Here is a 24,691-nt window from a genome sequence, read left to right as displayed (position 1 = left end):
ACGTTGGCCGCAGTGGTGATGACCTTGAGCGGGGTACCGCGGCCGTCGCAGATCAAGTGGTGTTTGCTGCCCGTCTTCCGCCGGTCGACCGGCGAACGTCGCAGCGGTGACAAATGGCCGAGCGTCAACGGCGTGAACACCCGCCTTCCGTTCCTGACCGACCCTGACTGAAGTCGACCGGAACTGACATAACTCGCGATCTCTCCCGCATAAATGCCAGGAAGCGGTCGACGCTCGCAAGGCAAGTCCCTCCGGGCGGGGCAATGCACTGCTTCCCGCCGGCCGCCAGGCGCCTGTCCTCTGCCCGCAGAAGCCTGTTTGCGCAAATTCACAGCAGTACGCGCTGCACGGCCCGGCGGACCCGAACATTCACCGCCCCACGCCTTGGTTCACCACGGGAAGACCGGTCTCGGTTGCGTTCGGTTGAGGGCTGCCGCCCGCCGCCGGTAGGCGTCCGGCATGCAGACCGCCAAACCCCGATGCCGGGACAACTACGGCGAGATCGTAGGGTTCGATCGACGGATCGCCAGGAGCGCCGGCATGTGTCGCTGTTTCGGCTAATCGTCAAATAATCGTCAAAAGCCTTCTGCAGGACATCAGGCCCGATCCGACGAGGGGCGTGAGGGTTGGAACCGGCCAGTCATTTGAGGCGGTTGGGTACTTGGTGCGGGCTCCGTCACTCTCTGGACCGAGTTGGCGGCATGGCAACCACTTCTTCCCTGGCGCTGAGCGGAGCGGGCGCTGGCAGAGTATTTAGGCAGCTCAGGGCGTATTCGGGCAAGTGTGCGTGACCTGAGCCACACTCAATTGACGCCACTCGGTCACTCGACGTTAACTCTGCGCATCCTTGTGAGAGTTCTGTGACTGGGGTGGCGCAGTGAGGCTGGGGTGGGGTTCAGCGTCGGCAATCAGGACGCGAAGAACGCGCGGAGTAGTGCTGGGCGGACTGGCCGCGTCGTTGGTGCTGTCGGGGCTGCCGATTCTTCCGATGGCGGGTGCCGCGCTTGCGGCAGAAACAGCGTCCGGTGTGGTGGACGAGTCGACTGCGTTGGCACAGGCGAGGGCTTCGGGCGAGCCTGTGGAGGTGACGGCGGACCGCACGGAGTACACCACCACGCAGGCCAATCCGGACGGCACGTTCACGCTTACGCAGTCCACGACACCTCAGCGAGTCAGGAAGGGCGACGGTAGTTGGGGTGAGGTGGACCCGACACTGGAGCGCCGTGCGGACGGGCGGCTAGCCCCCAAGGGCGCGGCGGTCGACCTATCCTTCTCCGGCGGCGGTTCTGGCGCGGACATGCTTCGCCTGGGCAAAGACGGCCAGTCGGTCACTCTCGGCTGGGCCGATGCATTGCCTGAGCCGACTCTGGACGGTGCGACGGCGACCTACGCCGATGTGTTCGACGGGGTTGACCTGCAGCTGACGGCAACCGCCGAGGGGTACCGGGAAGTTCTGGTCGTCAAGACAGCAGAGGCCGCCCGCCACCCTGCGCTGGAGCAGGTGGAGCTGACGGCGTCCGGGCACGGACTGACCCTGGTGCCGGGTGCGGGCGGCGGTCTGCGTGCGGTCGACGAGGACGGCAACGCGCTCTTCCGGGGGCCTGCCGGGCAGATGTGGGACTCGGCCGGCGACAGCGCGTCGGGGCCGCAGGCCCAGATGATGCGTACCGAGGCCGAAATCGGTGCGAACGGGGAACCGGAGAGCGATCCCTCGCGGCCCGGTGACGGTGACGTGAGCGCCATGCTGCCCGTGACCGTGGACGAGAACACGGTGGCTGTCCAGCCGGACCTGGAACTGCTGCGCGGCGAGGACACCGTCTACCCGGTCTATATCGACCCTTCCATCGGCCTAGGCGCGCAGGAACGCACGAAGATCTCCTCCGACGAGGACGAGTTCTGGATGTTCGACGGCGACAAGGGCGTCGGCAAGTGCGGAACCGCCGACGGCTACTCGTGCGGCAGCGGCTATGTCGACCGTATGTACTTCGAGTTCGCGCCGACCAAGCTCGCCGGAAAGTATGTTCTGGACGCCACCTTCCGGGCCCGGGAGACCTGGTCGTTCAACTGCGAGCCGCACTGGGTCGACCTTGAGCGCACGGACAACATCTCCGAGGCCACCAACTGGCCGGGGCCCAAACAACTCGACCAGATGGGCGACCGCTACGTCTCTGCCGGCCGTGGTGACCTGTGCGCTCCAGATCAGCCGGATGCCTGGATCGAGTTCAACGACAACCCTGACGAGACGGACGAGAACCTCAAGAACACCGTCCGCTCATTCGCGGACGGAAAGATCAGCCGTCTGACACTCATGCTGCGGGCCAAGGATGAGAGTGACCCGCGTGCGTGGAAGCGGTTCGACGACAACGCCGAACTGCAGGTCACTTTCGCGTACCAGCCCGGTGTGCCTACCGACGTCGGACTCATCCCGGGCGATGGCACCACCGCGTACTGCAAGAAGTCTTCGGCCGATCCGCTGATCGTGACCCGCGAGGACCCGATCGTGCAGGCCCGCGTCCAGACTAAGGTCGAGTCCAACAAGGGTGACGAGGAGGGGTCCCTGCAGGCCGAGTACGTGGTCGAGCGTGGAGACGACGCGGCTTGGCACCAGGTGTGGACCGGCCACATGCCCGATACCGGCTGGCATCCGGACGGCACTCTGGAAAAGCTGCGCACCAGCGACCGCGCCGACGGCGGCCTGTACCGCTACAAGGCCCGCACCCAGTCCCACTGGTCCTACGACGGCAAGACGGGCGACCTGTGGTCCTCCTACAGCTCTTGGTGCTACTTCAAGATTGACTCGACGGCTCCGAAGCCGCCGCGTATCACGGCCGGCACGCCGTACACCGAGTGCACGGCCAACCTGTGCGAAGGCAAGGGCGGCCCGGGCCAGCCCGGCTCCTTCACCTTCCAGCCGAACACCGCGGACATCAAGACCAACGGCAGCACCGACATCACCGGCTATGAGTGGAAGCTGCTGTCCACCCCGGCCAAGCAAGTCCCGGGCACCCTCAAGGTCACCGTCCCGGACGTGACCCCGCCGCTGACCGGCACCCAAGTGCTGTCTGTGCGGGCCAAGGACGTCTACAACAGATGGGGCGCCTACCAGGAATTCTCCTTCAAAGTGGCTCTTGCCCAGGAAGCCGTCGGGCGCTGGCATCTCAATGGCGTCCCCGGATCCGGCACCATGACCGCCAAGGACACCGCCACCGAAGGAACCCGCCACGACGCGACGCTGGTGGGAGAACTGGGCACCGGATGGTCAACCAGGGCCAGGCGCGGCGACGCCGACTACTCGCTGCGACTGAACGACGACACCACCGATCCAACCCAGCAGACCGGCTACGCCGCCACGTCCGCCCCCGCGGTCAACACCCGCGATTCCTTCACCGTTTCGGCCTGGGTGCAGCTGACGAATGCCTCGGCCAACCGGGTCGTGCTGTCCGCACCCGGCACCAACGGCAGCGCGTTCGCGCTGTACTACTCCGCCGCATACAAGAAGTGGGTGTTCAACCGCGCGGACAAGGATCTGACGAGCCCGGCGTACATCAGGTCTCTCGGCGAGCGGGAGAACCCTCGGCTGAACGTGTGGACCCACGTGGCGGGCGTCTTCAAGACCGAAGGTGACGACAACCTCCCGGACACCGACCCGGCCAACGACACCATCCAGTTGTTCATCAATGGCCGGCCCCAGGGCCAGCCTGTGGTTCTGGCTGCGGCGGCGTCCGCCTACACGCCGTGGACCGCGAGCGGGGGACTGCAGTTCGGCCGTTCGAAGGCCGGCGGCAGCTACGGCGACTACCACTTCGGTCTGCTTGATGAGGTCGCCGTTTGGCAGCGTGCGATGCAGCCGGCTGAGGTGGTCGACGAAGCAAAGCTGCTGCAGGACGGTGTGCCCGCCAACGAGCTCGTAGCCCAATGGGACGCGACGACGGCCAAGGGCACCCAGGTCGCAGAGAACACGGCCTATCCGCTGCCGGCCATGACGCTCTCCGGTACCGGCGCCACGCTGAACGAGGAGGACAACGCTCTGTTCCTCAACGGCACATCCGGCTACGCCGCCGCCACCGGCTCCGCCGTTGACGAAACCGGCTCCTTCACCGTATCGGCGAACGTCCGGCTGGATTCACTGGCACTGAATGCCAAACCGGTCGGTTACCAGGCCCAGGTGGCCGCCCAGCGCATGGGCGGGGAATCCTCGTGGGCCCTGTGGGTCATGAAGCCTGAGGACGGCGTCTTCCAGTGGAAGTTCACCCGCACAGCAGTGGGCGCGGACGGCAAGATCACCCAGAGCGCTGAAGTGCCGGCCGCAGACGTGGCCGCCACCGACACCTGGGTACAGGTCACGGGCACCTTCGACGCCCAAGAGTCCGTGGAGTGGACCGACCCCGCAACCGGCGTGACGGAAACCCGGTACGGCAAAGTCCACTTGTACGTCGGCGAGTACGACCAGCCCTCCGAGGGGACGGCCGGCTTCACTGCCCCGCAACAGGGCAGCGGAGAGCTGAGTCTGGGCCGCGGAACCAGCTCAGGCAGCACCGGCAACTACCTGCCCGGCGGCCTGCAGGACCTGCGGATCTGGACAGGAGCCATGACCGCAGACCAAGTCCGCTCCCAGGTCCTGGACACGCCCGACGCCATCTGACACCCCCGCCCGCCCCTTCTTGCCGGTGGCAGGGAAAACCCTGGTTACCCCTTCCTTTTCCTCGTCTCAACGGCATGCGTCCGCAGCGCCCCCTTTCTGGCGCCGCACAGGAAGAAGACACATGAACCCCTTCGGCATACCCAGCCGCAGTCTGGGTCGCGGGAGCGAGAGCAGAAGACGCTGGTCCCGTCGCCTGGCCGCAGCCACCGGGCTGGCCATGCTTCCCGGCCTGCTCACGCCTGTGGCCTTCGCCGCAGATCCAGATCCTTTGGGCGCTCCCCGGCTGAAGGCGCCCCGATCGGCCAAGGTCACTCCTTTCACCGCCAAGGTGAACAAGAAGACCGCGGCCATCGTGAAGAAGTCCGCCGAAGCCGACCAGAAGGCATCCGCTCGCGCCCGCCGCGACCAGCAAACCAAGACCACCTGGCCCAAGGCGGGGAAGGCGTCACTCACGGTCCCGGCGAAGGGCACGGTGAAGGCCACTGCAGGCTCTCTGCCGGTCACCCTCGCCGCACCCCGTAAGGGCAAGGCGGTCAAGTCCCTCGCCGTTCAGGTCCTGGACCAGAAGACGGCGGCCCAGCTCGGTGTCAAGGGCGTGGTCCTGAAAATCACCGCTCCTCAGGGCGGCGGCAAGGCCCGGCTCGGCATCGACTACTCGGCTTTCGCCTCCGCCTACGGCGGCGACTGGGCCGGACGCCTGCAGCTGACCAGGCTGCCCGACTGCTCCCTGACTCACGCGAGAAAGGCCGACTGCCGGAAGCGGCACAGCCTCGACTCGACCAACGACCGTACGCAGAACCGCATTTCGGCTCCGCTGAGTCTTTCACCGACTGCCGCGCCCATGGTGCTGGCGTTGGCCGCAGGAACTCAGTCCGGCACCGGCGACTACAAGGCGACCCCGCTCTCGGCCTCCTCGACATGGGAAGCAGGCGGCTCCTCCGGCACGTTCACCTGGTCATACCCGCTGCGCGTCCCACCAGCTGCGGCCGGACCTGCGCCGAATCTGTCCATCTCCTACAACTCCGGCGATGTGGACGGACGCACGGCGAACACCAACAACCAGGGCAGCCAGATAGGCGAGGGCTTCGACCTGACGTCGTCCTACATCGAGCGTAAGTACGGCTCCTGTGACGACGACGGCCAGACGGACAAGTACGACCTGTGCTGGAAGTATTACAACGCGTCTCTTGTGCTGAACGGTAAGGCCACCGAGCTGGTCAAGGACGACACCTCGGGCAAGTGGCGCCTGAAGAACGACGACGCCTCCACCGTCACGCACTCGACGGGCGCCGACAACGGCGACGACGGTGACGACATCGTCGACGGCCAGGGAGACGGCAAGGGCGAGCACTGGACCGTGACCACGGGTGACGGAACCCGGTATGTCTTCGGCCTCAACAAACTCGACGGTGCGGGCACCGAGGACCGCACCAACTCCGTGTGGACCGCCCCGGTCTTCGGTGACGACGACAAAGAGCCCGGGTACAGCAGCGGAACGTCGTTCTCTGGCAGAGCCAAAACCCAGGCCTGGCGCTGGAACCTCGACTACGTCGAAGACACCCACGGCAACGCCATGTCGTACTGGTACGCGGCCGAGCAGAACAACTACGACAAGCTGGGCGACGACACTACCGGGACCGGCTACACCCGCGGCGGTTACCTCGAGGAAATCCGCTACGGCCACCGTGCGGGTGCCCTCTTCTCCGGCTCCCCCGCGGCCTCCAACAAGGTCGTCCTCTCGTACGCCGAACGCTGCGATGCGTCGATCAGTAACTGCGGCTCGCTGACCGAGGACACCCGCGACAGCTGGCCGGATGTCCCCTTCGACGCCATCTGCAAAGACGGCGACAAGTGCACCGGCAACACCGGTCCCACCTTCTTCACCCGCAAGCGCCTGACGGGCATCACCACGTACGCGTGGAACGCGGCCGCCACACCCGCGGACTTCGAACCGGTGGAGGCGTGGAGTCTCAAGCAGCGGTACCTGGACCCGGGCGACACCGGTGACTCCACGGATCAGTCGCTGTGGCTGGAGGAGATCCGGCACACGGGCAAGCACGGCACAGATCTGTCGCTGGATCCTGTGACGTTCACGCACGAGATGCAGCCCAGCCGCGTGGATGGCAAGACAGACAACATCCTTCCGCTCCACAAGCCGCGTCTGAAGACCGTAACGTCGGAGACCGGGGCGCAGACGATCGTTACCTATCTGGCCGCCGACTGCGTCGCGGGTCAGACCAAGCCGAAGGTCGACACGAACACCAAACGCTGCTACCCGGTCTTCTGGTCGCCCAACGGCGAGAAGGAACCCATCCTCGACTGGTTCCAGAAGTACCCGGTCAGCTCGGTGTCCACCACTGACCCGTTCGGTGGGGCCGAAGCGGTGCAGCACACCTACCAGTACTCCTCCGACGGCGGCGCCTGGCATTACAACGAAGACCCGATGACCCCTGCCAAGGAGCGCACCTGGTCCATCTGGCGCGGATACCAAATGGTCACACACCTCGTCGGGATCTCGACCGGCACGCAAAGCAGGACTGCTACCGTCTACATGCGAGGCATGCACGGTGACCGCGTCCTCGGCCCAGACGGCAAGACTCCAGAGCCCGATGCCCGCAAGACGGTGACGGTTTCCGGCATCAAGGCTGCAGCGATCACTGACTCCGACCAATACGCGGGTTTCACGCGCGAGACGGTCACCTACGACGGCACCACTGAGGTTGCCGGCACGGTCAACGACCCGTGGTCCAAGCGCACCGCCACCCAGCACAAGTCGTACGCGGACACGGAGGCCTACTTCGTCCGCAGCGATGCAACCCACACCCGTACCAACGTCACCAGCAAGCTCACCCCCTATGACCGGGTGCGCACGGTGAAGACCACCTTCGACGACTACGGCATGGCCGCTACCGTCGAGGACCAGGGCGACACTACGGTCACCGGTGACGAGAAATGCTCGCGCACCTGGTATGCCCGCAACGAGGCCGCCGGCATCAACTCCCTTGTCTCTCGCACCCGTGTCACCAGTAAGCCCTGCGCCATCACGGGAGACGCCCTGGATCTGCCGGCGGATTCCAGCAGGCTCGGCGATGTAATTTCTGACACGGCGGTCGCCTACGACTCAACGACCTGGTCCTCAAGCCAGGTCCCGACCAAGGGCGAGGTCCAGTGGACTGGCCGCGTCCAGGGATACACAGCGGCCAACAACCCCATCTGGCAGAAGGTAGCCACGGCGACGTTCGACCCGCTCGGCCGTCCCTTGATCGTCAAGAACACCAACGGTCTCCAAGTTTCCAGGACGACCTACACGCCAGCAACAGCCGGCCCTGTGACAGCTATCGCCGTCGAGGACGTCAACCTGTACAAGACGACGACGGTGGTCGATTTCGCCACCGGCACCCCGACCAAGGTGACCGATCCCAACACCAAGGTCACGGAAACCGAGTACGACAGCCTCGGACGTCTCACCAAAGTCTGGCTGCCCAATCGCCTCAAGGTTCTGAGCAAGACACCCAACTACGTCTACGCCTACCACGTCACCAGCTCCGCCATGTCCTGGGTGTCCACCGACAGCCTCAAGGGTGACGGCTCCGGCTACAACACCACTTACACCTTCTACGACTCCCTGCTCCGGACCCGCCAGACCCAGTCCCCGACCCCGCAGGGCGGCCGGATTATCTCGCTGACCCTCTACGACACCAGAGGCCTGGCGGTCAGTCAGCAAGCCGATATCTGGGACAGCACAACAACCCCCGAGTCCAGCTTTGCGCAGAGCTCGGCGGGACAGGCCCCGCTCCAGACGGACACTACCTACGATGGCGTCGGCCGCCCGGTCAAGACGATCACCAAGACGCACGGCACCACACGCTGGACGATCAACACCGCCTACACCGGTGACACCGTCACCACCAGCGCACCAAACGGCGGCCAAGCCACCGCCGTAGTCACCAACGCCCTCGGCCAGACCACGCAGCGCCGTGAATACGGCGGCCCTCAGCCCACCGGCACCGACTACACCACCACCAGCTACACCTACACGGCCGGCGGCCAGCAGGAGACCATCACCGGCCCAGACCAGGCCAAGTGGTCCTACGCCTACGACCTGTTCGACCGTCAGGTATCAGCCACCGACCCGGACAAGGGCAAGAGCAGCACCGAATACAACGAGCTCGATCAGGCAGTCAGCACCACCCCGAACGACGACCAGAACAAGAAGCTGCTCTACGAGTATGACCAGGCCGGTCGCAAGACCGGCCTGTGGCAGGCCACGAAGACCGACGCCAACAAGCTTGCCGCCTGGACCTACGACACGCTGCAAAAAGGACACCAGGACACCGCCGTCCGCTACGACGATGGCGTAGGCGGCAAGGCTTACACCCAGAAGGTCACCGCCTACGACGCCCTCTACCGCCCCACTGGCAGCCAGCTGCTCCTGCCCGCCACCGATCCGCTCGTGGCCGCGGGCGTGCCCAGCCCCCTGTCCTTCACCACCGGCTACAACCTGGACGACACGACCAGCCAGTACGCCTCCCCGGCAGTCGCCGGGCTGCCGGCCGAGACCGTCTCCTACAAGTACGACTCGACCGGCAACCAGATCAGCTCAACCGGCACCACCGGCTACCTCCAGGGCGCGGCGTTCTCCCCCCAGGGCGATCTGCGCCAGCTCACCCTGGGCGTGGACCCCGCAACCTCGTCGAAGAAGGCCTACCTCAACTGGGACTACGAACCCGGAACCCGACGTCTCACCCGCTCCTACGTCACCGACGACGTGCACGGCTACATGCCACAGGAGCTGACGTTCACCCAGGACGACGCAGGCAACGTCACCTCCATCTTCGACGCCACCACCCAGGGCGGCACCACCAAGGCCGACTACCAGTGCTTTACACATGACGGCTACAGCCGCCTGACCGAGGCATGGACCCCGAAGACCGCCGACTGCGCGGGCAGCGGCCGAACGGCGTCCAACATCGACGGCAGCGCACCCTATTGGACGTCCTACACGTACAACGCAGGCGGTCAGCGCAAGACCGAGACTCAGCACACTTCCTCGGGCGACGAGACCACCACGTACACGTACGACGACACGGCCAGGGACACCAAGCCCCACACACTGGACAAGACCACGGGTTCCCGGACCGGCACCTATTCCTACGACAGCAGCGGCAACACCACCTCACGCCCCAGTCCCACAGCGCAGCAGACACTGTCCTGGAACACCGAAGGCAAACTCGCCAAACTCACCGAAAGCGCGAAGGAAACCACCTACCTCTACGACGCCTCCGGCGAACTGCTGATCCGCAGGGCCAAGAGTGACGGGGACACTGTCCTCTACCTGGGTGGCACGGAGATCCGTCTGACAGTAAAGGGCACGGCGAAGACCCTCTCCGGAGAGCGTTATTACACGGCCAACGGCCAGACGATCGGCGTACGCACGGCTGTGTCCGGCACAACCGGCACGAAACTCAGTTTTCTTGCTGCCGACCACCATGGCACCTCCACTATCGCTCTCGACGCGAGCACATTGGCAGTCACCAAACGCTACGCGGCCCCATTTGGTGCCTCCCGGGGCACCAAGGCCACCAACTGGCCGGACGACAAAGCCTTCCTCGGAAAGCCAGCTGACGAACTGACCGGCCTGACCCATGTCGGCGCCCGTGAATACGACCCCACCATCGGCCAGTTCCTCAGCGTGGACCCGCTGCTCACCCTCGAAGACCACCAGTCCCTCAACGGCTACAACTACGCCGCCAACAGCCCCATCACCTCCAGCGACCCCACTGGCCTCAAGCCTGCACACGTCTCCGACGGCGGCTGCGACCCCCTCACCTGCCCTGACCTGGACTGGGGATCTGACAACGGGCAGGGCTACGTCGACGACCTTGTCGATGAGGGCGTTTACCCCAAGGGCACTGCTGTTACCGACAGCGCGGGGAGAACCAAAAGTGGAATTCCCTACTCGTGCACCGGATCCGGACCGGCTAAAGAGTGCTATGCACTGACCGGACCGGGAGACACAAGGGAGAACAGGGGCAACAATGAAGGTAGTTGGCTCTACGGCCCGCAACCGGAACTGGGCTTCGCTGAATTCATCAGGAGGTTCATTGAGGGGCCCGTATGCAATCCTGGATATCCCTGCGAGAACATATTGGTCGGAGTTGCTCCGGTTGGCCCGGGGTCTGCAGGTAGGCCAGGGCTTTCCAGAGGTCGCCTGCAACAAATGAGTGGAGACGCCTACGAAGTGGCTCTAATGAACCGCTTCGGTGGCAAGCCGGGTCCGGACGGGAAGCCCGGGTTCAAGGTAGGGAAAAGGCAATTCGATGGCCGCTACACCCCTGAAGGGTCTGCCCGAGAGGTGTGGTATGAAGCAAAGAGCGGAAAATACTGGGAGCTCTTGAATGGGGACGCTGAGGAAATGCTCAGATTCAAGTCGAAACTTGGCGAGTCGCGTCGCATTGCGGTGGAGAATGGTGCAGACTTTCGGGTGATCTCTGAGAATCCGATTCCGCAGAACATTCAGAACTACTTCCAGAAGAAGGGGTTTGAATGGGAGGTGATTTCGCGGGGTTAGGGCGAGTCGGTAGGTATGATGGATCCCCGGAGGGATGTCGACGTGCATCCCTCCGGTAGGCGCGCGCTACTGGGAGGGCTATTAATGAGCAGGAACGTTAGTATCAAGTTCCAGTTCAATGGCGCGATTTCTGTGCCAGATATTATTGGATCGCTCGTACGGGGCGGCTGGAGACTGGATGACGGCGGACGTATTAGCTACCTCGTGGAGTCTGATATGACCGATTGGGAGAGCGAGGCTCTTGGTGCTGAATCTGCCGTTATTAGCGAGATGGAGCAAGCCCGTAAATCCCACGGGGCCTGCGCTGTTATCCTCACCTGGGAGGCGACAGGTATCGGAGGCTCTTTCCTTTTGTCGTCTGCCGGCCATAGACTCTTGCTGGATCCTAGGGTTGATACTGTCTATCGCCGAGATGTTGATGATTATGTCGACTTTGAGTGGTATATGGCCAGGATCCTTCCCGCAGTCGGAGCACTTGGGCTAACCGGATACGAGATTTCCGACCTGCCGTATTGACTAATGGAACAGGAGAGCTCGGCCTAAAGCGTGTTGCAGAAGGCCGTGAGCAGGGCATTTCCCTTGTATGCGTGGGGTGTTGAGGGCTGATCCGTTGTGGGTGGAGACGTTCACGGGGCTGCGGATGAAGCAGTTCGAGCGGTTGCTGAAGGTGGTGTGGGAGCGGGGTGGCGGCGGCCCGCGAATGGGTCGACCGTGGTGTCTGCCGCTGGCCGAGCGGGTGCTGGTGGTGGCTGTCTACAACCGGACGAACCTGACCAGGCGGCAGCTCGCGCCGCTGTTCGGGGTGTCGCCGGCGACGGTATGCCGGGTGATCCAGCGGCTACGGCCTCTCCTCGCGCTCGAGTCGGCCTCCCGTCCCGTCGATGTCGCGGACCGGCTGTGGATCGTGGACGGCACGCTGGTCCCGGTCCGCGACCGCAAGGTCGGTGATTCGAGCCGCAACTACCGGTTCTCCGCGAACGTGCAGGTCGTCATCGACGCCGACACCCGCCTGGTCGTGGCCACCGCCCGCCCGGCCCCAGGCAACAAGGCCGACGCCCAGGTATGGCGCAACTCCGGCCTGCCGGAGCAGTGCCAGGGTGTCACGGTGCTCGGCGACGGCGCCTACATCAACACCGGGCTGGTCGTCCCGCACCGCAAGCGACCCGGCCGGCCGCTGCTGGCCGGCGAGGAAGCCGACAACGCAGAGCATCGCCGGGTCCGTGCCCGCGTCGAGCATGTGATCGGCCGGATGAAGAACTACAAGATCCTCCGCGACTGCCGACAGCACGGCGACGGCCTCCACCACGCGGTCCAGGCCATCGCGCACATGCACAACCTCGCCCTCGCCGCATGATCAGCACAGCCGCCGTCGGGCTTTGACCTGCAAAATCACGGCGTTCTGCAACACGCTTTAAAGCGTGTTGCACAAGGCTGTGAGTTGGGCATCTTCCTTGTACGGCCGGGGTCTTAGAGGGCATCTGATCTAGGTAGTTGGTAGTTAGGGATGATTTTGTGACGGCAGGTGCTGGCGGTCGTTAGAGCGGGCGTGAGTGCGCGTCGTCCCTACCGCAGTGATGTATCCGATGCCCGTTGGGCTCTGATCGAACCGGTCTTCACCGCCTGGCGGGCAAGACGGACCGGACCAGGCACGGCGGCCCGAGTGCACGACCTACGGGAGATCGTCAACGCGATCCTCTACGTCAACCGCACCGGGATTCCATGGGAGTACCTGCCGCACGACTTCCCGCCCTTCAAGACTGTCTACGACTATTACGCGAAGTGGGAAGCCGACGGCACGACCCAGCAGGTCCACGACCTGTTACGCGACAAGACCCGTCGCGCGCACGGCCGCAGTAGGGAGCCCACCGCGGCCGTGATCGACGCCCAGAGCGTCAAGACCTCGGCGAATGTGGCCGAGAGCAGCCAGGGCATCGACGCCGGCAAGAAGATCAAAGGCCGCAAACGGCATGTGATCACGGACACGCTCGGTCTGGTCCTGGCCGTCCTGGTGACCGCCGCGAACGTCCACGACACCGTCGGCGGAAAGCATCCGCTCGACGACCTGGCAGCCCACCATCCCAGTGTCGCCAAGGTCTGGGCCGATGGCGGCTACCAGAGCAGCATCTTCAATCATGGTGCCGGCCATGGCATCGACGTCGAGGTCATGCAACGGACCCGGACGAAGGGCTTCGAGCCACTGCCGAAAAGGTGGGTGATCGAGCGGACCTTCGGCTGGCTGATGCAGCACCGCCGGCTCGCGCGGGACTACGAGGCCCTGCCGCAGAGATCCCGGACGATGATCCACTGGGCCATGGCTAACAAAATGTCCCGCGAACTGACCGGAGAATCCACACCAACCTGGCGAATTGAAACAGACATCCCACTCACATCAGCGTGAACACTGATCAGATGCTCTCTTACTGGCTCTAACAAAAGCGGTTCGATCATGTGGCTGTCGGCTTGATCGTTCGTTGATGTGGTCATGGGGAAGCGTCAGTCGCGGCCGTGGATCGTGTCCGACGAACTGTGGTCGCTCATCGAGCCGTTGCTGCCCGGGCCGCCGCCGAAGCAGGTGGAAGGGCGACCGCGGGTGCCCGACCGGCAGGCCTTGTGCGGAATCCTGTTCGTGCTGCACACCGGGATCCAGTGGGAGTATCTGCCCCAGGAGCTGGGCTTCGGCTCGGGCATGACCTGCTGGCGCCGGCTGGCGGCCTGGAACGAGGCGGGCGTCTGGGACCAGCTCCACCAACTGCTGCTGAACAAGCTGCGGTCGAAGAACCAGCTGGACTGGTCTCAGGCGGTGATCGACTCCTCCCACGTCCGGGCCGCACGCAGGGGCCCAAAAGCGGACCCAGTCCGGTCGACCGCGCACGCCCGGGCAGCAAGCACCACATCATCACCGACGGCCAAGGCATCCCGCTCGCGGTGTCGCTGACCGGCGGAAACCGTAACGACGTCACGCAACTTCTGCCGCTGTTGGACAAGATCCCGGCCGTGGCCGGAGTCGTCGGCCGGCCACGTCGTCGGCCCGACATGCTCTTCGCTGACCGCGGCTACGACCACGACAAGTACCGCCGGCTCCTGCGGCAGCGCGGGATCCGGCCGGCGATCGCCGAACGTGGCCAGCCGCACGGCACGGGCCTGGGCACCTTCCGGTGGGTGGTCGAGCGCACCATCTCCTGGCTGGATGGCTTCCGCCGCCTGCGGATCCGCTGGGAACGACGCGACGACATCCACGAGGCCTTCCTCGGACTCGCGGTCTGCCTGATCACCCACCGGCACGTCCAGAGGCTTTGTTAGGGCCAGTAAGTCGGCTGCGGCCGAGGCCGCCTACGCTCGCCGTGCACTCGTCTTGCCGATCACCCGCGCCCCCGCCTGAGAAGGCCGCCTCCTACAAGCGTCCGTTGGACACCCCGGAGTTGCTCGCGTCAAGAGCGGGTGTCACGCAAGAGCCCGAGGAGCATGGACCTTTCCACGTGGTAGACGTGGCGTTCGTATGGTTCGAGTCCGGGCCCTTCGTCACGGAGGAAGTCGATGAATGTGGAGTGGTAGACGGCGTAGAGGGGTTCGTTGTAATGCAGGCTCGGGCGCCTGTTGAGGAACTGCCGCCACTCCCGGACCACGTGACGTGCCACGCGTGCGTCCACATCACCCGGAGCGAAGTCGACCCAAGCCCCGACCGGGACGGGTTCACGCATGACGGCCAGACACCGCAATGCGGTCTCGTACTTGTCCGCCAGGACGGCGGGCCATCGGTCCTTCATGACCCGCCAGTGAGTCCGATAGTAGTCCCGCAGGCCCACCGGCAGCGCGGCCGGGTCGATGAGGGCGGCCCGGTCCGAGTCTGCATCGCACAGATCGGCCAGGACGTGTACGACGTAGAGGAAGTTGCCCTGGCTGCAGGCGACCATGTCTGTCACGAACGCATCCCGGGCCAGGCCGGCTGTGGCCACCCGCCTGGCGAGGTCGGCGCAGGCATCCAGCCGGCCGTTGACGTACTCGGTGATGTCGGAGAGGTTCTCCGGCGCGTCGTCTGACAGGTGGAACCGGCGCAGGCTGCTCACGATGAGAAAGTCGTCGGACAGTTCCCGGCTCGTGGCAACGACATAGGTGTGCGGGGGGAGCGCGGCCGGGAGATAGAGACGGTTGCCGCCGGACGGCGGCTGCTCCGCCTCGTCCAGGGCATCGAGGAGGATGACCACTGGAGCGTCAGCACGTGCCTGCGCCGCCGCAAGCGCCAGCATCCGCGACAGTCCGGCACTGCCGAGCATTTCCTCGCCCTGTGGCGGCTGGGGCAGGCCATAGCGAGCGGCGAGCTGCGCACACACCATCGAGGTGAAGGCCGTGGCTGAAGTGATGCCCTCGCTGCGGCTGTTGAAGTGGTGCACGTAGCCCCGACTGCTGACCAGGTGGGCGACAAGGGCGGTCTTTCCGATGCCGGGTTCCCCCGTCACCAGCAGATAGCCGCTGGGGAAGCCGGGATCGGCTAAGGCGGCATCGATGCGGGCCAGCAGTTCGCGGCGTCCGGTGAACAGCCGTGCCCGTTCGGCGACGAGAGCTGTGAAGGCCATGGCAAAGGAGGACTGCCCAGTGCGGTCGATGCGCTCGGCTAGGGCGCGGACAATCTCCAGGGTCTCCTCGACACGGCCGGTAAGGGAATGCAAGGTGGTCAGGGTCCGCTCGCTGAGGTCGAACAGGCCGCTGAACTGTGCGTGGGAGGCCAGAGGAGCGAGCGCGCCGCCAGCCAGAGCGTCCCGCACCACGCCGTCGGTGATCCAAAAAGTGAGTGCGTCGGACAGTCGTGCGCCGTCCACGTCAAAACCGGAGAGCAGTTCGACTCCTGCAGGGGAGTCCAGGAAGGCCTGCACCATCTGTGACAGCTCAAGGTAGTCCGCGGGGCCGCCGGTCAACTGTGCCCGGCTTTTGCGTAGTTGTTTCGCCAGCTCCTTGCGGCGGCGCTCTGGCAGCTCGTTGGCAACGGTGTGCACCGCTTCGCCGATCGCGCTGTCGATGACGTGGCGGAAGGCGCGCTGCTGAGCATCGCCGAGTGTCTTGCGCGCCGACCCACGGACCAGTGCGTCACCGGCGTGCGCGGTGAGCCAACCGAGCAGCGCGTCGGCGAGAGCTAATGAAGTCAGAAGCACACGAGTCCCTTTGACGTCTTCCCTCGGTGGCAAACACCCGATACTTGCAATACCGGGCATGCTGGATGATGGGGGGAAGAAGGTGAACCATCCGGCCACCGAAGAGATCATGCTGCGTAACGTGCTGGGCGACGCCGCCCGCCGCGGTGACCGGGAGACCGTTGAACTCGCTGCGCGCTCCGTCCGGTACTGGGCGATGCGGCTACGTCTGGGCGATCCGGGACGGGTAGAGCAAGATCTCTCCCTGGTCACCGGCCCAGACAGCTCCGTCCTCGCCCAGGTTATCCGGCAGGGCCGCCACCTGCTCCGGTCCCCGGATGCTCCCTGGCAGTCGGCTGCCGCTGGCCTGCTGCTACAACTTGAGGAAATCCCGAGCCTTGCGTCCATCGTCGAGGAGACCGAGGCGATCCTGGACCGGCCCTGGCTGCGGGCCATCCGACCGTTGCCCCGGACAACGGAAGCCGTGCCCGTCCAGACGCTCTCGATCGCTGGCCCACAGCGGTCGATGGCCGTCGCTGAGGACGGCAACCTGATCGTCTCCGGTCATGAAGACGGCAGCATCTCCTTATGGGGCGTTCCTCAAGGAGACCTACGGGCCGTCTCGCCCGGGCACGCGTCGTTCGTTCGCCAGGTTGCTGTCAGCTCCGACGCGGCACGAGTTGTGTCCATCGACTTCGAGGAACTTCAGATCTGGGACCCAGCCACTGGCTCGCGAATGAAGATTCCCCTGACCGGCGGTCCGCTGGTAGCCCTCGGAGCCCACGCGGACGGTTCCCACTTCGCGGTGGCCGACGGCCCATCAGTCCGGTTGTTCAGTTACGAGGGCCAACTCGTCCCGCTGCACCAGCCCTTCGTGAGCACTCTCCTTGACCGACTACTGGGTTCGATGGCCCGGTTCAAAGAAGGCAGGACGCCTGCGCTGCCGCCGCTCGCACTGGGCCTGGTGCTCTTGTGGACCCTGCTGGCCATAGGGTTCGCCGGGATACCGGACGACACCGCCGTTTTCACCGCTGCGGGCCTATTCTCCCTGCTGCACTTTGCCTTGTTCGTACGTCTCCGGGTGAATCTGCGCTGGCCCAGAAACCTCGCCCACGTCCTGCTCTCTTCGTTCCACTCCCTCTGCTTCGCCCCGGACGGCCACGTTCTCGCCACGGCAGAACACGGCGGCAGTGTGCGACTGTGGTGCACTACAAGCGGCCGGCTGCTCAAGACCTTCCGCCAAAAGATCCATGGAACATGGTCGTCTCTGGCGTTCAACCCTGCCGGAACCCGCCTGGCCGTCGTAGACGGCGACAGCAACCTCACCATCTGGGATCCAAGCAGCGGCACAGTGCTGCTGAACGAGCGCAACGACGTGGCAGCCGCGCGCACGTCGATTTCATGGTCACCCGACGGCACATGGCTTGCCTACGGCGCGGACCACTCGGTGCGAGTACGGCAACTAGCCGAGATCGACGGCACCCTGACCGCGACCAGATCCTCAGCGATCCGCCTGCCCAGCGGCACGACAACAACCGCCCTGGTCCAGTCAGGGCAACTGCTGCTCACCGCAGGCGACACGGGAGCAAGCATCAGGCTCTGGGACTATCAGAACCTCCGCGAGCAGACGGGGGAAAACCGCGACGACCGCTGGGTCCGCGCTGTCGCCTATCACCCCGAAGGCGATTGGCTGGCCTTGGCATGCGAAGCTGGCCGGACCCTCCTGCTGTCCCCCAAAGGAATCGAGATCGCCCGGTCTCCCCAGGACTCCGCTGTAGTCCACGGCATCGCGACAGCGCCCGACGGCTCCTGGGCAGCAACCGGAGACTGGGACGGCATGATCCGGCTCTGGAGCACCGAGGGCCAGTTACTCTCCGAGTTCGGCGACGACTCCCAAGGCCCCCACCGCATCTACGCGTTGACCGTCTCGGCCACCGGGCAACTGGTGGCGGCATGCAGCGACGGTAAGGTTCGGGTCTGGAACACCAATGGACGGCTGGAGTCACGCTTCAGGGCCAACATCAAGAACGATGACCGGGAGATCGACTTCAGCCGCCCCCCGACGGTCAGTACGCTCCTTGCATTCGGCGACGGCCTGCTCGCCACGACGGGCGGCGACGAGACCATCGAGATTCACCGCCTGGACTCCCCGGGACCGCCCAAGATCCTGCACTCACTGCGCGCTGACGGAACAGCTCTTGTCCCAGCGGACGGATCCTTCACCTGCCTCGCTCATTCTCCGCACGGCCGAAGCCTGGCGGCTGGCCACTGGAACGGCGAAGTCAGTCTCTGGGAACTCGACTCCGGCACGCTCGCCCCTCGTCTGGTCACAGGAATGGAATCCGTTCAGGGTCTGGCCTACTCGCCCTGTGGCTCCCTTCTGCTGACCATCGGCGGCAACAACCAGCTGAAGATGTGGGACTTGGCCTCCCACGCGTGCCTGCTGGCCGTAAGGCTCGAAGGGTCACTTTTGAGCTGCGCCTGGTCGCCCGCAGGCGACCAGATCGCGTGTGGGGGCAGCAGCGGCGTCTTCCACTTCAGACTGCGATTCCCCTGCCTTGATCAGGACGACGGGCTGCCGTAACGGCCTGGAGATCATATGCAGCGCACCGCAGCGCGAGGGGCAATCGGGCGACAGCGGTGAAGGCACGCCACAGGCTTGCGGCCCGGCGAGACCTGGCCCGCCCGACCTGGCGCCCTGACATCCGCGCCGCCGTCATCGCCAACGCCCCCATCAACATGCACCGCAAGATGCTCAAGCTCGCCCACCACACCGACATGTACCCCCGTCGCGGTCCTCTCCGACTGCGCCGTGTACGCCTCCGACGGCCCCAGCCCGCTCGACTTCCTGCCCTACCAGGACGGCAAGCCCCTGCCGAGAGGATTCCGGCTCGGTGTCTCACCCGGCATGATCAAACACGAAGGCATTCAGAGCGTTCTGTGGGCCGAAGGCCTGACGGAGGAGCACGGCCCGGACGTGAACATCGCCCGGCACATCAAGATAGGCACCGTCCTCGCCTACGACGGAGACGAGTAACAGCCCATGAGCTTCCTCACCGACAGCCTGGAGCGGGCCGACGCCGCGCACTTCACCCGTCCGATGCCGAAGTCGGCACAGAAACAGATGCAGTACCTGGTCAAACAGACCAAAGGCGCGCGGGCCGCCGCCGAACTCCTCGGCGCCACACAGCGCACCGTTGAGCGCTACGTCAAGGGACAACTCAAACAACCCCGCCACGACCTTGCCCAACGGCTCGCCGACGAGGTCCGCAAACGCTGGCAGCCCCGCGTTCGCGACCGAGCCCGCAAACAGGCCGCCACCACCGGCGCCATCTACATCGACACCCGAGCCTGATTCGGATTCACCGCCGCACCTGGCACCACCGACGACCCACGGCTGCGGCCCCTCACCCGGGGACTGCCCCCGTTATGTTCTTCGCGGTCCTGCAAGAGGGTCGCTGGCCTCCGGGCCCGGTATGGCTGTTCCCCCCTGTCGAACCGATGACCTGGGGGGTGGTGCCGCCGGGCTCGAGAGGCGCCGTTGGAGAGCTGATAAGAGGTCCGGCCACCGTCCGGTCCGGCGCAATGCCGGGCAGTTCGCGGGCGGCAGGTCTGCATAACGTGGATGCGCGCACGACGCCAACGCCATGGCCAGCACCGCACGAACCCGTTCGGGAGGACGGCTTGGACGACAGCGACGAGATAGGCGTCTTCCTCGGTTTGGACGTCGGTAAGACTGCCCACCACGGACACGGGCTCACCCCGGCCGGCAAGAAGGTCTTCGACAAGCAGCTGCCCAACACCGAGCCGAAGCTGCGGGACGTCTTCGAGAAGCTGAAGACCAAGTTCGGTACCGTCCTGGTGGTCGTGGACCAACCCGCTTCCATCGGCGCCCTCCCGTTGACGGTCGCCCGGGACACCGGCTGCAAGGTCGCCTATCTGCCCGGCCTGGCCATGCGGCGGATCGCCGACCTCTACCCCGGCGAGGCGAAAACCGACGCGAAGGACGCCGCGGTCATCGCGGACGCGGCCCGCACCATGCCGCACACCCTGCGCTCGCTGGAACTCACCGACGAGATCACAGCCGAGCTGACCGTTCTCGTCGGCTTCGACCAGGACCTCGCCGCCGAGGCCACCCGGACCTCCAACCGGGTCCGCGGCCTGCTCACCCAGTTCCACCCCAGCCTGGAGCGGGTCCTCGGCCCACGCCTGGACCACCCCGCCGTGACCTGGCTGCTGGAACGCTACGGATCTCCGGCCGCCCTGCGAGAAGCCGGACGCCGCAGGCTTGTTGAAGTGATCCGGTCCAAGGCCCCGCGCATGGCCACGCGGCTGATCGACGACGTCTTCGAGGCACTCGACGAGCAGACCGTCGTCGTCCCGGGCACCGGCACCCTCGACATCGTCATTCCCTCCCTGGCCCGCTCCCTCAGCTCCGTCCACGAACAACGCCGGTCCACAGAAGCCCAGATCGGCGCCCTTCTGGAGGCACACCCTCTTTCCAAGGTCCTGACGTCGCTGCCCGGCGTCGGCGTCAGGACCGCCGCAACCCTGCTGGTCACCGTCGGCGAGGGCACCAGCTTTCCCACCGCCGCCCACCTGGCCTCCTACGCCGGCCTCGCGCCGACCACGAAGTCGTCCGGGACCTCGATCCACGGCGAACACGCACCACGCGGCGGCAACCGCGTCCTGAAACGCGCGATATTCCTGTCCGCGTTCGCCGCCCTGCACGACCCCGCCTCCCGCACCCACTACGACAAGTGCCGAGCCCGAGGAAAGACACATACCCAGGCGCTTCTCCGCCTGGCCCGGCAACGGATCAACGTGCTCTTCGCGATGCTCCGCGACGGCACCTTCTACGAACCCAGAACCCCACGCCTCGCTTGACGAAAGACATAGAGGCACCCCCCGCTACCGGGCACGCCTCTTCGACGCCCACACCGCCGGGGCCACCGAACAACAGCTCACGGACATCGTGGCCGAAGGACTAGGGGAGATGTACTTCAAGGACCGCGGACGGCGCGCACACGGCCTGCTCCTCGAATGCACCGACATCGACTACCTCGACTTCGACTCCTGACCGGGGCGGTGCAGGCAAGGGCGGCATCACACTGCTACTGGCTGCGACAGATGCTGACAAGGACGCCCGGCAGACCTGTGACCTGCTCACACGAAGCTGCCGCCTGCCAAGGCGGCGTTCTGTTTCGACGCCTGAGTGCCGATCTCTGCGAAGATTCTTCGCCAACTCCTCGTACATCGCCCGGTCGTATGCGGCTGATTCGCTGCGTTGTGTGCCCTTGCAGGTCGGGATCTAGCATCCTGGCGAGGGCAGTGTTCTGAGTTGAAGGGGTTCTTGTGGCGCAGCTTGTCCGGCGGCAGCGTGTGAGCGCGTTCGTGGGGTACCACGCGTTTGGTCTGCAGGAGTCCGACGACGCGGAACTGCCCGTCCCCTTCCCCGACGATTTTCACCGCCACTCTTTCCTCGGCACACATCCGGGGCGTCTGGACATCACCAGCGGCGGGCACACCCACACCGCCACCGTCGATGTCGAGGTGTGGGACGGGGCGCCGCCCTTGAGCGATACGGGCGACTGGGACGAGCAGGCCGAAGCCGGTTTTGAGTCGACGAGCGGGCAGGTCGCGGTGTGGTCCATGCACACGGGCCGGATGGACGAGGTCATCACGCTGGCTGACGCGGGTGGTTCCTGGCGGGTGCGCGTCGGCTGCGTTGGCCGGGCCGCGGCTGCGGCCCTTTCGGAGGGCGAAGGCACCGGTGACGGTGTGGAGCGCTACCTCGTGCAGTTCTGGCCGGCCGACGCGTAGAACGCGGAACCGGCTGGGCGGGAGCGGTCCTTGGAGCCGCCCCCGCCCAGGCAGGCATCCAGTCAGGTGATGATCTTGACGATGAAGCCGTCGTTCAGTCCGTCGATGATGCGGTTCTTGGCGTAGTGGCTCTTCAGGATCAGACCGCCGGCCTGGTTGTCATCCCTCGGGATCGGCTTCGCGGAGAAGTTGAACTCCTTGGCCTCCGGGTCGTACTCCACTTCCGCGGCTCCTTCGTAGGTGCTGGCGAACGGGTACTCATCGCATTCCTTCCCGCCGCTGGTGTAGTTCGGTCCCCAGTAGCGCCTGCACTGCTTGACCGCTGCCGCTCTGTTCTTCTTGTTGCGGGCTTCGCTGACGGTCCGGTGCAGCGGTTCCTTGGCTGTCTGGCCGGGCACCTTTTTCGCGGACATGTACGGCTTGGTGTCCTGCGGGACCAGGAATGCCTGTCGGATGTGCTGGGCTTCTGCCCGTTCCTCCGCCCCCGCTTTGGCGCTCAGAGCGAGCGGGGTTATGTAGCTGAACGTTGCAGCGCCCTTTCTGTCCGGGTTCCCGCCTCCGGTGGAGTTGGCCAGGTACGGGGCCGCGTCCCAGCGCGGGGCGAGCATGAACAGGTTGCCGCCGTTGCCGTTGAGGGTCCAGGGCGCCGGGGCGGTGTACTTCACAGATGGCTCGTAGACGGCGAAGACGAGGTCAGCCGATCCCGTGCCCTGACCCGGCTTGGCAAGAACCGTCTGGTTGAAGGTGCCCTGCGCCCTCAGCTGAGCGAAGGTTCTGGCCCCGGCCGGCAGGTTGCCACCACGGTTGTAGCGCACGCCAGAAGGCCAGCTCTGCGGGGTGTTCCCCTTGGTGGTGATCGACAGACCGTCGGCAGCGTTCCTGCCGCCCTTGAAGAAGTCGCTGAAGTGGTACGCGTAGCTGATCGTGCGGCTGTTGAGCGCGACGGTGCCGATCACGCGAACGTTGAACATGCTCTCGCCCACGGGGCGGTTGTTCTGGAACCAGGTCTGGACGAAGGACGCCCCGTTGCACACCGCGAACCGTGACTTGACGAAGAACTTCTTGTCCGTGCCCAGACCCTTCGCGCACTCATCCAAGTTCATCTTCCTCGCCGGCTCCGGAGCAGTTGCCCGGGCCCCCGCAGCCGCAGACGACCGCGCCATCTCCGACGCAGAAGGCGAGCCGGACGCCTGTCTCGACAACGCACCGTAGGAAGCGGCAGGGCCGACCGTCTCCAGCGCCAGCCGCGCCTGCGGCTCCGCAGCGGCGGCCAGCTGCCGCAACCGCGCCGTGCCGTCCCGGTTCTGCAACTCCTCAAGCGAGGGCTTCGCCGCCCCGAGGGGCAGCACATACGTCTCCACCCGAAGCTCGCCGGCATCTGCCGCAGTCGCTGCCGACGGCGCCACCGTCAGCAGGGCTGCTGGCAGCATCACGGCCACGGCCTGCGCGGCGCGGCGTCTGAACCACGTCGTATCCATACGATCGAACCCCCGAGCTCATACGGTGTCAGACCTGATGTCTGACACCGGGTCGGGGAAAGTTCTATCGAACGAGTTGTTCGATTATTCGGTGGCCCGCCTGTCGTGGCGTGATCGCAGCCCCATTTTGACCGAGATCAACACTGCAGCCGACACGGCGCTCCGGCTGACTGCCGGGGTAGCGCTTGCGTCGGCACGCGCTGGCTGTCAGTGGTCAGTCTGAGCGGGCTGTGCCTCGGCTGCAGGGGCTTCGGCCGGTTTGGGGGCGGTGTAGAAGACGGACCTTCCTTGCTTGGTGCGCTCCGCCTGGCTCTTCGCCACGAGGCCCTCGAGCGTGACTCGCACGACCTTGTCTGCGAACTGGCGCTCGGGGTGGGCCTGGCCGAGCGCGGCAGAGATCTCCGCAGCCGAGCGCGGTTCCTTCAGCTCGAGGAGGTGGCGGCGAATGAGCTCGACGAGGGTGGGCTGAGCCGCCTTTGCGGCATCCGTCGGCTTGGCCGCGGGCTTCCTGGGTGCAGCCTTCTTCGGGGGACCGCTGGTGCCGCAGGATGCCTCGGCGTACCGATGGTACGGACGAACAGCGCTGGTTGTTCGCGCCGGGTGGCGTCTTCTTACTCTTGAGACAGTCTCACAAATCTCGTGCCCGGTTAGCACGGCGGGACGGGTGCCTCTACCTGTTCTTTTTAGCTGCGTTGCACCATTGTCTGGTTGCCTGTGTCGATGCCTGGCGAGGACAGCGCCCTCGTCATGGACGACCTGGCACGCGAGGCCGACACCGAAGGTCCAAAACTCAACCCCAACCGGCGGTCCTCGCCCGAGGGCCTATTGCAGCAGCCCCCACCGAGCCGGCCACTCCCGAGTGCAGCCTGCGACGGCTCATCGGTTACCTCCAGGGTGGGCTTGGCTTTGTTCATGAGAACGGGCTCTGGTCCACTCCTTGTGGTCGTGCACGCAGCGTCACTAGGGTCCGTCTTCAAACGCATCTTGCCCAGAGCAGGCACGAGGCAAGGGAGACCGCTGCTTCGTAGGAGGCTGCGGTCTTGTCGTATCGGGT

Annotated in this window: 10 protein-coding genes and 4 pseudogenes; 11 read left to right on the top strand and 3 right to left on the bottom strand. The window is 65.4% G+C overall.

What is annotated here, in order from left to right:
* Positions 1 to 116, bottom strand: a pseudogene (locus ACZ69Q_RS45220) (IS5/IS1182 family transposase); the annotation flags it as partial.
* An 872-nt stretch (positions 117 to 988) separates the two neighbouring features.
* Here ACZ69Q_RS45220 and ACZ69Q_RS45215 point away from each other — a divergent pair.
* From ACZ69Q_RS45215 to ACZ69Q_RS45190, 6 genes and pseudogenes are all read left to right on the top strand, one after another.
* Positions 989 to 4,642 carry a laminin G domain-containing protein gene (locus ACZ69Q_RS45215; RefSeq protein WP_471054644.1) on the top strand — a complete coding sequence of 1,218 codons (3,654 nt, stop codon included), beginning with the start codon at positions 989 to 991 and terminating at the stop codon, positions 4,640 to 4,642.
* A 121-nt stretch (positions 4,643 to 4,763) separates the two neighbouring features.
* Complete coding sequence (locus ACZ69Q_RS45210) at positions 4,764 to 11,213, top strand: RHS repeat domain-containing protein (protein ID WP_471054641.1); 6,450 nt, start codon at positions 4,764 to 4,766, stop codon at positions 11,211 to 11,213.
* A gap of 84 nt (positions 11,214 to 11,297) precedes the next feature.
* A complete protein-coding gene (locus ACZ69Q_RS45205; protein ID WP_471054640.1) occupies positions 11,298 to 11,729 on the top strand; it encodes a hypothetical protein in 432 nt (143 codons plus the stop codon).
* A 67-nt stretch (positions 11,730 to 11,796) separates the two neighbouring features.
* Positions 11,797 to 12,567 carry a transposase family protein gene (locus tag ACZ69Q_RS45200; protein WP_471054638.1) on the top strand — a complete coding sequence of 257 codons (771 nt, stop codon included), beginning with the start codon at positions 11,797 to 11,799 and terminating at the stop codon, positions 12,565 to 12,567.
* 192 nt (positions 12,568 to 12,759) lie between these two features.
* On the top strand, positions 12,760 to 13,611 hold the full coding sequence (locus ACZ69Q_RS45195) for an IS5 family transposase (RefSeq protein ID WP_471054637.1): 852 nt from the start codon (positions 12,760 to 12,762) through the stop codon (positions 13,609 to 13,611).
* 84 nt (positions 13,612 to 13,695) lie between these two features.
* Positions 13,696 to 14,513: pseudogene (locus ACZ69Q_RS45190) on the top strand (IS5 family transposase).
* A gap of 128 nt (positions 14,514 to 14,641) precedes the next feature.
* Here the strand turns inward: ACZ69Q_RS45190 and ACZ69Q_RS45185 are convergent.
* Positions 14,642 to 16,357, bottom strand: a complete 1,716-nt coding sequence (locus tag ACZ69Q_RS45185) for an ATP-binding protein (protein WP_471054636.1) — start codon at positions 16,355 to 16,357, stop codon at positions 14,642 to 14,644.
* A gap of 58 nt (positions 16,358 to 16,415) precedes the next feature.
* Here ACZ69Q_RS45185 and ACZ69Q_RS45180 point away from each other — a divergent pair, with 58 nt between their 5' ends.
* The 5 genes and pseudogenes from ACZ69Q_RS45180 to ACZ69Q_RS45160 all read left to right on the top strand — a co-directional run bounded on the left by ACZ69Q_RS45180 (position 16,416) and on the right by ACZ69Q_RS45160 (position 22,159).
* Positions 16,416 to 18,920 carry a WD40 repeat domain-containing protein gene (locus ACZ69Q_RS45180; RefSeq protein WP_471054635.1) on the top strand — a complete coding sequence of 835 codons (2,505 nt, stop codon included), beginning with the start codon at positions 16,416 to 16,418 and terminating at the stop codon, positions 18,918 to 18,920.
* 92 nt (positions 18,921 to 19,012) lie between these two features.
* Positions 19,013 to 19,373: pseudogene (locus ACZ69Q_RS45175) on the top strand (telomere-associated protein Tap); the annotation flags it as partial.
* A 6-nt stretch (positions 19,374 to 19,379) separates the two neighbouring features.
* Positions 19,380 to 19,778 (top strand): annotated as a pseudogene (gene tpg / locus ACZ69Q_RS45170) (telomere-protecting terminal protein Tpg); the annotation flags it as partial.
* A gap of 242 nt (positions 19,779 to 20,020) precedes the next feature.
* Positions 20,021 to 21,223, top strand: coding sequence for an IS110 family RNA-guided transposase (locus tag ACZ69Q_RS45165; protein ID WP_471054633.1), 1,203 nt, complete (start codon positions 20,021 to 20,023; stop codon positions 21,221 to 21,223).
* Positions 21,224 to 21,691: 468 nt separating this feature from the next.
* The gene (locus tag ACZ69Q_RS45160) at positions 21,692 to 22,159 is read left to right on the top strand and encodes a hypothetical protein (RefSeq protein ID WP_471054631.1); all 468 of its coding nucleotides are present in this window, start codon (positions 21,692 to 21,694) and stop codon (positions 22,157 to 22,159) included.
* 62 nt (positions 22,160 to 22,221) lie between these two features.
* Here the strand turns inward: ACZ69Q_RS45160 and ACZ69Q_RS45155 are convergent, their stop codons facing one another.
* The gene (locus ACZ69Q_RS45155) at positions 22,222 to 23,589 is read right to left on the bottom strand and encodes a NucA/NucB deoxyribonuclease domain-containing protein (protein WP_471054643.1); all 1,368 of its coding nucleotides are present in this window, start codon (positions 23,587 to 23,589) and stop codon (positions 22,222 to 22,224) included.
* Positions 23,590 to 24,691 lie beyond the last annotated feature (1,102 nt).

Source organism: Streptomyces sp. NPDC036764 (genome assembly GCF_055609385.1).
This window is presented reverse-complemented; position numbering and strand designations above follow the sequence as displayed.